The sequence below is a fragment of the Brevundimonas sp. A19_0 genome (genome assembly GCF_017744255.1).
In the GTDB taxonomy this organism is placed as follows: domain Bacteria; phylum Pseudomonadota; class Alphaproteobacteria; order Caulobacterales; family Caulobacteraceae; genus Brevundimonas.
Genome location: NZ_JAGHQP010000012.1, coordinates 78,216 through 90,677 on the forward strand (window position 1 = coordinate 78,216; position 12,462 = coordinate 90,677).

At 66.6% G+C, this 12,462-nt stretch carries 11 protein-coding genes; 5 read left to right on the top strand and 6 right to left on the bottom strand.

Annotation, left to right across the window (positions count from 1 at the left end; genetic code table 11):
• Nucleotides 1-4: 4 nt before the first annotated feature.
• Nucleotides 5-760, bottom strand: a complete 756-nt coding sequence (locus tag J7346_RS11375) for a LytTR family DNA-binding domain-containing protein (protein WP_209120052.1) — start codon at nt 758-760, stop codon at nt 5-7.
• A 204-nt stretch (nt 761-964) separates the two neighbouring features.
• Between J7346_RS11375 and J7346_RS11380 the strand changes: the two genes are divergently transcribed.
• From J7346_RS11380 to J7346_RS11400, 5 genes are all read left to right on the top strand, one after another.
• A complete protein-coding gene (locus J7346_RS11380; RefSeq protein WP_209120053.1) occupies nt 965-2,230 on the top strand; it encodes a type III PLP-dependent enzyme in 1,266 nt (421 codons plus the stop codon).
• A gap of 102 nt (nt 2,231-2,332) precedes the next feature.
• Nucleotides 2,333-3,379 (top strand): deoxyhypusine synthase, encoded by a 1,047-nt coding sequence (locus J7346_RS11385; RefSeq protein WP_209120054.1) that lies wholly within the window; start codon nt 2,333-2,335, stop codon nt 3,377-3,379.
• A gap of 71 nt (nt 3,380-3,450) precedes the next feature.
• Nucleotides 3,451-3,726, top strand: coding sequence for a ribonuclease (locus J7346_RS11390; protein ID WP_209120055.1), 276 nt, complete (start codon nt 3,451-3,453; stop codon nt 3,724-3,726).
• A gap of 88 nt (nt 3,727-3,814) precedes the next feature.
• On the top strand, nt 3,815-4,342 hold the full coding sequence (locus J7346_RS11395; protein WP_209120056.1) for a hypothetical protein: 528 nt from the start codon (nt 3,815-3,817) through the stop codon (nt 4,340-4,342).
• Between the two features lie 215 nt (nt 4,343-4,557).
• Nucleotides 4,558-5,157 (top strand): hypothetical protein, encoded by a 600-nt coding sequence (locus J7346_RS11400; protein WP_209120057.1) that lies wholly within the window; start codon nt 4,558-4,560, stop codon nt 5,155-5,157.
• On the opposite strand, the gene aguB is transcribed toward J7346_RS11400, so the two are convergent.
• From aguB to J7346_RS11425, 5 genes are all read right to left on the bottom strand, one after another.
• Complete coding sequence (gene aguB, locus J7346_RS11405) at nt 5,141-6,007, bottom strand: N-carbamoylputrescine amidase (RefSeq protein ID WP_209120058.1); 867 nt, start codon at nt 6,005-6,007, stop codon at nt 5,141-5,143. The two genes, J7346_RS11400 and aguB, sit on opposite strands and share 17 nt — an antisense overlap.
• Nucleotides 6,008-6,065: 58 nt before the next feature.
• A complete protein-coding gene (locus tag J7346_RS11410; RefSeq protein WP_348521501.1) occupies nt 6,066-6,461 on the bottom strand; it encodes a four helix bundle protein in 396 nt (131 codons plus the stop codon).
• Nucleotides 6,462-6,484: 23 nt separating this feature from the next.
• Entirely contained in the window at nt 6,485-7,471 is a 987-nt protein-coding gene (locus J7346_RS11415; RefSeq protein ID WP_209120060.1) for an agmatine deiminase family protein, read from the bottom strand.
• A 203-nt stretch (nt 7,472-7,674) separates the two neighbouring features.
• Nucleotides 7,675-10,866: a TonB-dependent receptor gene (locus J7346_RS11420; RefSeq protein WP_209120061.1), complete on the bottom strand. Its 3,192-nt coding sequence runs from the start codon at nt 10,864-10,866 to the stop codon at nt 7,675-7,677.
• A 177-nt stretch (nt 10,867-11,043) separates the two neighbouring features.
• Nucleotides 11,044-12,288, bottom strand: coding sequence for a capsular biosynthesis protein (locus J7346_RS11425; protein ID WP_209120062.1), 1,245 nt, complete (start codon nt 12,286-12,288; stop codon nt 11,044-11,046).
• Nucleotides 12,289-12,462: the final 174 nt, after the last annotated feature.

The following is a 12,462-nucleotide window of genomic DNA, read 5'->3' on the forward strand; positions in this document are numbered from 1 at the left end:
AGGGCTAGTACCAGCCGGCGGCGCGCAGGGCGCGGGCATGGCGGCGGCTGACCGGCACCGTAAGCCCGCCGTCCAGCGTCAGCACGGCGCGCCCGTCGCCCCGCGCCACATCGGTCACGGCATCGCGCGCCACCCACCAGCTGCGGTGCGTCTGGGCCCCCTCCAGCCCCTCCAGCTCGCCCAGCGCATCGGCCAGCCGCATCAGGATCAGGTCCGAACCCCGGTCGGTGTGCAGGCGCAGATAATGGTCCTCGGACTGCACTGCGATCAGCCGGCCCCCCTTCAGCTTCGGCGGCAGGCGATCCAGAAACCGCGCCGGGGCCTGTCCGGCCGGGGCCTCATGGGTCTCGACCGTCCGCGCCCGGGTGACGAAAACATTGATGGCGCTCATGGTCGCGGTGATCACCAGCACGGGAACGGCCATCTGCGCCATGGTGGCCACAGTGTAGAGTTCACGCTCGAAGAACAGCCCTGTCCCCGCCCAGACGATCAGGAGCAGCGGCCCGAACATAACGGCGGTCAGAGTGGCCACCATCAGCCACGGCCGGTCGTCCAGATTGACGAACCGGTCCAGCAGGAGCGAGCAAACCTGTCCCCAGCTGGCCCCCGCCACCATCATCGGCACCCAGTAGGTGAGCCGCGCGGTCAGCGACAGGCCCGGCCCGGTGAAGGCCCCGCTCAGGGCCAGCACCACCCCGGCAATGGCGGCGATCCCCAGCCCGCGCACGAAATCGCGTGCTGCCTCCGACGTCAGGCTCATGCGGTCCTGCCCCTTCCCGAATCCACCCCCTGAATGGCGCCTCCCTCCCCGCCCCGCAAGGACGGTCGAGGGAACGGACATGAAATTACCGCTTTACATGACAGGGGCTTTTCCCCATATCGCGGGTTCCGGCGGACCCCGTAGGTCCCATGCTTGCGCCGCTAACGCCGGTCTGGGTTAACAATTTACAGGGGGTTACGTGAATTGCGCACGTACCAGCTTCCCCTGGACCTGGTCCGTGAGCGGTCCCCTGAACGTCCCGTCGCCCTCGTGCGGCCGCGTTCAGTTTCCGTAGCGGCGCGCTGGTTCCAGGACAATCTGAAGGCCGACGTCTTCTATGCGGTGAAGGCCAATCCGTCGCGCTGGGTCATCGAGACCCTGGTCGACGCCGGTGTCACCGCCTTTGACGTCGCCTCCCTCGCCGAGGTCGAACTGGTCCGTTCGGTCAGCCCTTCGGCACGTCTGGCCTTCATGCACCCGGTCAAGAGCCGGTCGGCCATCACCAAGGCCTATTTCGACCACGGCGTCCGCACCTTCTCGCTCGATTGCGTCGAGGAACTGCACAAGATTCTGGACGCCACCGGTCAGGCCACCGATCTGAACCTCGTGGTGCGCATGGCCGTCTCGGCCGACGGCGCGGCCTACACCCTGTCGGGCAAGTTCGGTGTCTCGCCGGACCAGGCCCCGTCCCTGCTGCTGGCCGTGCGCCAGGCGGTCAAGGACGGTCTGATGGGCGTCAGCTTCCACGTCGGGTCGCAATGCATGCGCCCGTCCGCCTATGAGGCCGCCATGGCCCAGGTCGGCCGGTCGATCAGCCGCGCGGGCGTATTCGTCGACATCGTCGATGTCGGCGGCGGCTTTCCCTCGGTCTATCCGGGCATGGTCCCGCCGGACATGCAGGAATATGCCGACGCCATTCACCGCGGCTTCAACGAAATGCCCGTCTCGGAAACCACCGAGCTGTGGTGCGAGCCCGGCCGGGCGCTGGTCGCCGAGTCCAGCTCCATCCTGTGCCAGGTCGAGCTGCGCAAGGGCGACGCCCTGTATCTGAACGACGGCAGCTATGGCTCGCTGTTCGACGCGACCCACTCGCGCTGGCCCTTCCCGGTCAAGCTGGTGCGCGACGCGCCGGCCTCGGGCGATCTCAAGCCGTTCCGCTTCTACGGACCGACCTGCGACTCGATCGACCACATGCCCGGGCCCTTCTACCTGCCGGCCGACATCCGCGAGGGTGACTATATCGAGATCGGCATGCTGGGCGCCTACGGCGTGGCCATGTCCACCGGCTTCAACGGCTATGGCGTACACGACATCGCCGCCGTCGAGGACGCCCCCATGGCCTCGCTCTACGGCCTGGCGCCGCGGTCGATCCCGACCGTGCGCACCTCGGCCGAGGAACAGGCCCGCAAGGTCGTTCGTTTCAGCCGTCCGAAGGGCAAGGCCGGACAGCGCAAGTCGCGTCGACGCTGAACGGTTACACAGACAAGGGTATAAGCAGCGGCCCGTCGCTCCGTCCGGGCCGCTGCATCTTCATTACGGACGGGCGCTCAAATCAAAAGGGAAACCGCTGAAATGAACGCACCGTCCAATCAGAAGGCCGAACTGCTTCAGAACACCGTCGAGCACATCGACATCACCAGCTTCGACGCGCGTCCGATCATCGACTCGATGCGCAAGATGAGCTTCTCGTCGCGCGACACCGCCCGCGCCGCCGACATCTTCAACATGGCGCTGGAAGACAAGGACTGCTCGCCGTGGCTGATCCTGGCCGGCTCGACCTCGGCCGGCGGCTGCATGCACGTCTACCGGGACATGGTGAAGATGGGCATGATCGATGCCGTGGTCGCCACGGGCGCCTCGATCGTCGACATGGACTTCTTCGAGGCCCTCGGCTTCAAACACTACCAGGCCGCCGGCCCCGTGGACGACAATGTGCTCCGCGACAACTACATCGACCGGATCTACGACACCTACATCGATGAGGAAGAGCTCCAGGCCTGCGACCACACCATCCTGGAGATCGCCAACCGCCTCGAGCCGCGCGGCTATTCCTCACGCGAATTCATCTGGGAAATGGGCAAATGGCTGTCCGAGGGCAATGCCAAGAAGCCCGGCTCGCTGATCCAGACCGCCTATGAGGAGGGTGTGCCGATCTTCTGCCCGGCCTTCGTCGACTCCTCGGCCGGCTTTGGTCTGGTCAAGCACCAGAAGGAACGCGCTGCGGCCGGCCAGCCCTATATGATGCTGGACGCGATCGCAGACTTCCGCGAACTGACCGACATCAAGATCGCGGCCGGCACCACCGGCCTGTTCATGGTCGGCGGCGGCGTGCCCAAGAATTTCGCCCAGGACACGGTCGTCTGTGCCGAAATCCTCGGCGTCGAGGCCGACATGCACAAATACGCCGTCCAGATCACGGTTGCCGATGTGCGCGATGGCGCCTGCTCGTCGTCGACGCTCAAGGAGGCCGCCAGCTGGGGCAAGGTCCAGACCACCCACGAACAGATGGTCTTCGCCGAAGCCACCACCGTCGTGCCGCTGATCGGTTCGGATGCCTATCACCGCGGCGCGTGGAAGAACCGCGTGAAGCCCCGCTGGCAAAAGCTGTTCGAGGGCTGATCGCCCCCGATCGTACGGGAACCCGGGCCGTCTGCGAGCGCTTACCTTCGATCAAGGAGGCAAGACCGCAGATGGCCGATCCCGATACCCCCGATACACCTGAGACGGACGAGACCCGCGAGGCCCGCAGCGTCGGCGAGCGCGCCGATCTGGGCCATACGCCGGACGCCCTGTCGGACAGCCTCGACCAGGCCCATCTCGATCGTGCCCTGACCGGCAGTGACTCGGGCTCGGACACCCGTGCTGGCTCGCTCCAGGGCGGCTCGGCCACCGGCTCGGACATCGACCCGGATTCCGAGGCCATCAACGCCCGGCTGGCGCGCGAAGGCGCCCCGGACAAGGGCTGAACAAACGCCTTGATGGCGTCACGGTCATGGGCCAACGTCACGCGCCCACGCTTCCGGACATGTGCTCCGGACCAGAGTCAGAAACGGGATGATGAGAGTTCAAGCCATCGCGCGCGGAATGCCCGTGCGCCTCGCCCTGACCACCGCCCTCGCGGCCTGCCTCGGCGTTGCGGCGTGCAGTCAGGGCTCTGACAAGCCGGCGCCGCAAGCCGACGCGGCCGAGGCGGCTGCCCCCTCCACCGACGAGTCCGGCATGGCCCCACCGGCCGGCGACAGGCCCGCCAAGGTGGCGGCATCGGACTCTTCCGCACCCGCCTATGCCCGCGCCTATCCCGGCGCTGAAATCCTGCCCGCCGGCGACGCGGCCGAAACGGATCTTGGCGGTTCGGTGCGCTTCACCACGACCGACAGCCCCGAGGCCGTGATCGAATTCTACCAGAGCCGGGCCCGTGACAGCGGCCTGTCAACCGTGTCCGCCCTCAAACAGGGCGAGGCCCAGGCCTATGCCGCCGTCGATCCCGAAGGGCGCGGCGCCACCTTGCAGGTCGTCGCCCAGCCTGCCGAGGGTGACGCCGACCAGACCCAGGTCTCGGTGACGTGGACCGTCGCCCAATAGGGCTGCGTCGCACGCCGACCGGGGTCGTCCCGGGGCTGTGCGCCCTCTTACTCGTGACCGGCTGTGCGCCCATCGGCGAAGGCGCGCGGTCGCATCCGATACCGGTTGCCTCCCCCGAGCCGGGATTCCTCACCCCCTCAGCCCTCGATGACCTCGCTGGCGGCCAGCGACCCGCCGCCGGCCCCACAGCTGCGGATGTCGCTGCCGATCGGGCGGTGTGGCTGCGGGAGGGGCAAACCCCCGGCTCCGACCGCTGGTACCTGGCCATCCGCCATGTCGAGCTGCGACCCGTCTTCGCGCCCCAGCATTTTGACTGTGCGCTCGGAACGCGGCTGGGCGATGCCGATACGCCCGCCGTCATCGAGTTGTTCACCCGCCTCAGTCGCGACGTAGAGGCCCTGTGGCAGCGCCTTCGCACCGCCCGTCCCCGCCCCATCGACCTCGGCACCGGCCGCACGGCCTGTGTCCGTCTGCCGGACGGCGATGCCGGTCATGGCTGGACCCCGTCGGGCGGGGCGGCTCTGGCGACCATCTGGGCCGAGGCCATGGCCGAGGTGGCCCCCGGGCAAGCCGACGCCCTTCGCGCGACCGGACGGCAGATGGGGCAAAGCCTGTCGATCTGCGGCCTCGCCTGGCCCCGGGACGTCGCGGCGGGGGAACGGCTGGGTCACAGCGTCTGGCAGGCGGTGCGCACCGATCCCGCCTATACCGACCTCATCCGGCGTGCCTCAGCCGAGATCGACCGGGCCCGGTTGGATCCGCTCGAAAACCCGGCCTGCGCGGCCGAGCGGCGCGCCCTCAGGGGCGCGGGCTGACCAGCGGTCCGTAAAGGTCCGTTCGCCGGTCGCGGAAAAAGCCCCAGGCCGCCCGGTGGCGATCCAGAAAATCGAGGTCGAAGCTGTGCACCAGCACGCCCTCCTCGTCCCGGCCCAGACTCTCGACCAGATCGCCCCGATGATCGGCGATAAAGGAATGGCCGTAGAAGGTCTGGCCCTTGTCGGTCACCGTCTCGTGGCCGATGCGGTTGGCACCGACGACCGGCACGACATTGGACACCGCATGCCCCTGCATCGCCCGCCGCCAGGGCTCGGACGTATCGAGCTCATCGTCATGCGGCTCTGAGCCGATGGCGGTCGGATACATCAACACCTCGGCGCCCTGCAGCATCATGGCGCGCGCCGTCTCGGGGTACCACTGGTCCCAGCAGATGCCGACGCCGACCCGCCCGAAGCGCGTGTCCCAGACCTTGAAGCCCGTATCGCCCGGCCGGAAATAGTATTTCTCCTGATACCCCGGGCCATCAGGGATGTGGCTCTTGCGATAGACGCCCAGCGGCCGCCCGTCGGCATCCAGCATCACCAGACTGTTGAAATAGTGCGGCCCCTCGCGCTCGAAGATCGACACCGGAATGGCCACGCCCAGTTCGGCCGCCACGGGCGACAGGGCGGTCACACACGGGTGCTCGCGCCACGGATAGGCCGTGCCGAACCAGTGCTCTTCCTGCGACACACAGAAATACGGCCCCTGAAACAGCTCCGAGGGCAGGATCACCTGCGCGCCCTTCGACGCCGCCTCCCGTACAAGGTCGATCGTCTTGTCGATATTGGCCTGCATATCCTCGCCATACGCGGTCTGGATGGCGGCGACAGAAATGGAACGGGTCATGTGGCAGTACTTGGGTGAAGAGTGCTGGTGAGTAGTGAGTAGCTCGTCGGTGCGCGGGTCATCGCGCCTGCCTATCACGCAGAGACTGCATCAGGCCGGTCAGCATCCGTCCGACTTCAGCAATGTCCGCCATCAAATGCTCCAAAGTCCGTTCGTCAAGGTACCCCAGCCTGCCCGCCAGGATGAGCAGCGTCTCGACCTCGGCCATCGAACCACGAGCAATGCCGACGAACTGGATGAACTCTCCGGTGCTGCGCCTCCCTGCCCCTTCTGCGATGTTGGCGGGAACGGAAACAGCGGCCCTGCGAACCTGCGACACCAGCCCGTAAAGTTCGTGGTTCGGCCAATCGCGCGAGAGCCTGTAAACCGTTTCGACGAGATCCATGGAAATCTGCCAGACCTTCAGATCTCGATGACTGTGCGTCTCGCCCAAGCTCCACCCCCTACTCACCACTCACTAGCACTTTTCACCCAGCCTCACGCGGGTTCCTGCTGCGAAATGCAGTGGAACGAGCCCCCGCCGGTCAGAATGGCCAGCGACGGCAGGGCAATGATCTCGCGGCCCGAGAATACGGTGGCGAGCGCACCGCAGGCGGCCCTCGCGGCCCCTTCGTCGCCATAGGTCGGAACGATGACGGCGCCGTTGGCGATCAGGAAATTCATGTGGCTGGCGGGGATGGGGTCGCCGTCCTCGTCCTCGATCCGGCCGGGGGAGGGAATACGGATGACCGTCAGGCCCTCGGCTGTGAGCGCGCGGGCGGCGGCGTCGTAGACATCGGCATTGGGGTCGTCCTCGCCCCAGCCGACCGGGCAGGCCACCATGCCCGGCCCGACGAACCGGGCCAGATTGTCGACATGGCCGTCGGTGTGATCGTTCAGCAAACCGTCCCCCAGCCAGACCACCCGCGTCGCGCCGAGCGCGTCCGACAGGGCCGCCTCGGCCTTCGCCTCGGTCCAGTCCGGATTGCGGTTGGGGTTCAGCACGCACTGGCGCGTCGTCAGGATCGTACCCCGGCCGTCATGATCCAGCGCCCCGCCCTCGATGATGAAATCGTGCCGGTCGAGCGGCGTGCCCGAGGCCTCGCCGATCTGCGTGGCGACCGTGTCGTCATGCTCCAGCTCATATTTGCCGCCCCAGCCGTTGAAGCGGAAGGCAGCCGCGCGCGCCGAGCCCTGACCGAAGATCGGGCCCGTGTCCCTCAGCCAGATGTCGCCGAACCGGCCCTCGACCACGGTCACGCCGTCCACGTCGGCAAAGCGCGCCCGGGCTTCGTCCAGGGCCTCGGCCTTGCCCACCATCAGCCGCACCAGCTCGCGCCCGGGACCAGCCAGCGCCCGCACCAGGGCCTCGACCTCGTCCTGGGCCGCCGGCAGGTCGTCTTCCCACAGCTCGGCATGGCTGGGCCAGCCGACCCACATCGCGCGATGCGGCGTCCATTCGGCGGGCACAGGGAAAACGCTCATGCGGGGATCATCCTTCATCGCGGCGGGCTGCACCAGATAGGCATGAACCGCTTCCCCCTCAAGCAGCGAGCGACCCCGTCGCGAGCGCTGGGGGAAGTATACGCCCTCAAGCAGCGAGGCCCCGCGGGCCGAGCGGTAGGGCAAAAAAGAAAAAGGGCGGACCGTTTCCGGCCCGCCCCTGATCTTCAGTCTGTGGCTACGGCTTAGAAGCTGTAGCGCAGGCCGACGCGGACTTCCCACAGCGAGGCATCCGTCACACGCGATTGACCGGCGGGCTGGATGTACTCCTGGAAGATGTACTGGCCGGAGGCGTTGCGGTCGACATCAACCACACCCTGGGCCAGCGGGAAGGAGGCTTCACGCAGGATGCCCCATTCGTCGTTCAGCAGGTTGCCGAGGTTCTCAACCACGATGAAGGCCGCGGTGCGGTGACCCTCCATCAGGCCCGGCAGCTCCTGTTCGATCCGCAGGTCGAACTTGCTCCACCAGCCGCTCTGGACGGCGTTACGGGGCATGGTCGAGCCCGCGTACTTGCCGAGGCCATTGGCGTCGATGAAGTTGAAGAAGGCGGCCTGGTCGAAGCCCGGCTGGAACACCACGTTCGGATCCGACGGACCGGTCGGGATGTACAGCAGGTGGCGGAAGTCGACGCTGTCACCGAACACGTCACCGTCATCGCTGGCGAAGACGAAGCTGTACGGACGACCTTCGTTGGCGCGGCCGAACAGGGTGAAGCGGGTCGCGTAGTCGCCGAAGATCTCGCGCTCATAGTTGAGCTGCAGGGTGATGCGGTGCGGGATTTCGTAGTTCGACTTGGCCGTATCCGGGTTGTTCGGATCGAACACCGCAACGTTGGCGAAGTTCGAGAAGGCCACCGACGAGGTCATCGGGTTGACGTCCTCGGCCTGGGTGTAGGCGTAGCCGAGGGTCCAGTCGAAGCCCCAGTCATACGACTGGGTCAGGCTGGCCGAGACCACCGTCTGCGATCCGCCGTCCGTGTTGGTCAGCAGGAAGTCGTTGTTGAACGAGCGGCTGGCGCAGGCGGCCGAAGCCGGGTCGACGGCGCAATCGGGGTCGCTGCGGTCGATGGCACGGTACACCGGACGGCCGTCGGCCATGGTGTCGATCTGCTCAAGGGTCAGGTCCTTGATGATCGCCGCATCGTTGGTGGTCGAGTGCAGCACGTCCACGTCGAGGCGGACGCCTTCACCCAGGAACGCATTGTCGAACCAGTAGGTCGCGCCCAGGGCGAACTTCCACGACGACGGCAGGTCGAAGTCGGGATCCAGGGCGTTGGTCGCGACGTTCGGCGAGCCCGAGGTCACGTCCGCGATCAGGACATCCGGGATATCGAACAGCGGCGTGCCGCTGGTGCCGGTGAAGACGTTGATGTTGCGACGGTTGACCTGGATGTTGGTGATGCCGTCGTTCGAATAGTTGTTCGACAGCCAGACGTTGGGGTTGCCGCCCGAATAGAGGCCGAAACCACCGCGGAACTGCAGGTTTTCGTCGAAGTCGTAGCGGAAGCCGAAGCGCGGCTGCAGCAGACCCTTGCCGTCCAGGGTGGCCGTGTTGGCAAAGCCGTTACGGGCCACGAAGTTCGGGTTCAGGATCGGCTCATCGTCCGAACCGTACCAGTCATAGCGCAGGCCGAAGGTGACGGTCAGGTCGTTCGAGACGACCCATTCGTCCTGGGCGTACGCCGTGTTGGTGGCGTAGGCGAAGCTGGCCGCCGCATCGTTCGGGTCCAGCGAGGCCGCGTTGCCGTAATAGACGCGCGAGGCCAGGCCGTTGCGGAAGTCGTTGATGCTGTTGAAGCGGAACTCGCCCTGCACGTGCTGGACGAACAGGTTGAACACGTCCAGCTCTTCACGCTCGTAGCCGAAGGTGAACTGGTGGTCGCCCATCCGGTAGGCGCCGCCCAGCTTGTAGCTCATGGTTTCGTAGCTGAGCACGTTGGCGTGACGCGAGTCGTCGGCACCGAGGTAGACGATGGCGCGCGAGGCGTTGCCGTCGTTGTCGTGGTCGAACGAGGTGTTGATCTGGATTTCACCGACATCCAGGCCACCTTGCGGGATCTGGCGGTTGTCCAGGGTCGAATAGGCGACGCGGAACTCGGTCGAGAAGTTGTCGGTCCAGTCCGAGAAGACCTGCAGGACGTAGGCGTTCAGTTCGGCGCCGCGCTCATAGAGGTGGCCCGAGAACTCGAACTCATCCGAGTCACCGTCCGACTCCGTGATGTTGAAGCCGTCGTTGTAGTTATAGGTGAAGGCCGCGCGGTGCTGGTCGGAAATGTTCCAGTCCAGCTTGATCAGCAGCTTTTCGTCCTCGTTCGGCTGCGGGGTCGGCACGCCGCCCGGGTCGAAGCCGTAAACGGTACGGGCGATGTCAAGGATTTCGTCGTACTGGGCTTGCGAGAAGCCCTGCACTTCGGCGCCGCCGGCACCGGCCGGAGCGCGGTCGAAGAAGTTCACGCCGTCCAGCTTTTCATAGGCGGCGAAGAAGAACAGGCGATCCGGGATGATCGGTCCGCCGACGTTGACGCCCCAGCGGGTCTCCTCGAACACGCCCAGGTCAACCGAGCGACCTTCCAGGTCGGCACCGGTCAGCTCGTTGTCGCTGTAGTCGTAGAAGAAGCCGCCCGACAGGCTGTTGCCGCCCGACTTGGTGACCGCGTTGATGTTACAGGCGGTGAAGTTGCCGTATTCGACGTCGAACGGGGCCAGTTCGACAGCGACTTGCTGGATGGCGTCATACGAGAAGGGCATGCGCTCGGTCGGGTAGCCCGACGAGTTCAGGCCGAAGTTGTCGTTCAGGCGAACGCCGTCGACGGTCAGGCTGTTGAAGCGCGGGTTGGCGCCGCCGCACTGCACGGCGTCGACGAAGGCTTCGTCGACGTAGACGCGCGGGTCGATGGCGATCACGTCGCGGATGTCGCGGTTGATGGCCGGAGCGTTCTGCAGGTCTTCAGCGGTGAAGACGGCGTTCGGGCCGATGGCGGTCTGCACGACGCCGCCGGCGGTGCCCATGACGACCACTTCGTCCAGGACGGTCGAACCGTCCGAGATGTAGACGTCGGCGACAGAGGCGTCACCGATGCCGATGTTGGCGATCTCGCGGGTGCCCGACAGGCCGGCCGCATCGACCGAAACCATGTACGGACCACCGACGCGCAGGCCGCGGGTGCTGTACTGGCCGTTCGGGCCGGTGACGGCGACCGAACGGGTGCCCGAGGGGACGTGGGTCACGGTGACCGTGGCGTTGGCCACGGGCGAACCGGCGTCGTCCATCACGGTGCCGCGCAGGGCGCCGGTTGTTTCCTGGGCATGAACCGCGGTGGCCGCGGTCATCATGAGTACGGCGACCGAGGCGCCGTAAGCGAATTTCTTCAGCATGTCTTGCGTATCCCCGCTGACTCGCCACGGAACGGCCCGGAATTGGGCACACGCGCGACGAAAGATGACAGTGGGCTCCCTCTAGGCCGGGGATGGGAAGCTCCGACGACAATAAGATGACAGTGATATGACAGCGCCCGAAGGGTGGCCCGGGGGCCACACTCCGGCTCTCGCGCCTCAGTCTCCGCTGGCTGACCTGGCCATCACCGAGGCGATGGCCTCCGCCGTCGGGCGTCGAACGCACGGCCCATGAAAGCCGCCATTTATCTGGGTGTTGGCAATGACCCAGGTTCTGAAGCGGGCAAACAGATCCGCATCCGGCGGCGTCTGGTCCGTCCAGAAGGCCTCGAGCGGGCGGGGATCCGTCAGACCCACCATGTCGAAAAAGGCACGGCCCAGCACCTTGACCGGCGTGCCGAAGCCGAGCGCCGAGAGCGCGGCACTGGAATTATTCACGACCAGCCCCCGCGAGGCCCGGCACAGTTCGGCCAGACTTCCGCCATCCAGGGGGTGGACCCGGTCGGCCACGCCCCGCACGCGGGCCATGCTGTGCGTCACCCGCTCCAGGTCGACGACGCCAGCGTCGAGCGGATGGCCCTTCACCACCAGATGCAGGTCCTCCGGCGCATGGTCGGCGAAGCTGTCCAGCACCGCGCCGAGAAACGTCCTGTTGTCCCTGAGGTCGGAGTGCCGGACCAGTTGGCTGTCCCCGTCCCTCTGCAGGCAGACCAGAATGAAAGGCGTCCGATCGTCGAGCAGGCGCTGGACCCTGCGGCGGGGCGGCAGGCGCCGGACTTTGGCCGCCCGGCTCACATGGCCGATGGCCTGCCGCCAGGGGGGCGGGTCGTACTCCGGGCGAAAGTGCGGAAAGAAGGGGCGCCCGATCAGCTCCAGCACATAGTATCGGCTGATATGAAAGACATGCCAGGGCAGGATGCGGCCGACCGGTACAGGCTGCGGCTCGACAGCCACGACCGACGCGAAGGCGTCGGCATCCCTCGGGACCGAGCTTTCGGCATTCACGCCGTGGCGCTCCAGGGTGATCCAGTCCGGGCGGAAATAGCCGTTCTCCAGCAGCCAGATGCCCAGCCCCTGCGCACGGGCTTCGGCCAGCACCGTCCGGGCGTGGGGACTGGTGTCGCCGAAGACGATCACATCGGTGAAGGCCTGGAGATCCTGCGGCAAGGTGTGTCGAAAGGCGTCCAGGGACCCGTGATGACGGCGTCCCCGACGTCCTTTCCAGTCCCAAAGGTCGCCCAGATTGAGGATCAGCCGCTCAACCTCGCCGCCCCGGTCCTCCAGGGCCCCCGCCAGATCGCATGAAAAGGGGCCGTACGGCGCGCCCGCGATCAGGAAGCGGCGTCCCGCGAGGGATGTGGCATCCGCCGGTAGCGCGGCTGAAGGGATGAATTCACGGGACACGGCCTTCCCTTCCCCCGCTCCGCCGCAACTGTCCAGTGCCCACCCCTCAAAAGCGACACCCCCGCCGTGGAGACCACGACGGGGGTGCGAAGGCGTTGTCCGCCTGAGGGTTTCCGGGGGTCCGGTCTCTCGCGGGGAGAGGCCGGACCGGTCCGGAAGCCGGATCAGGAAGGA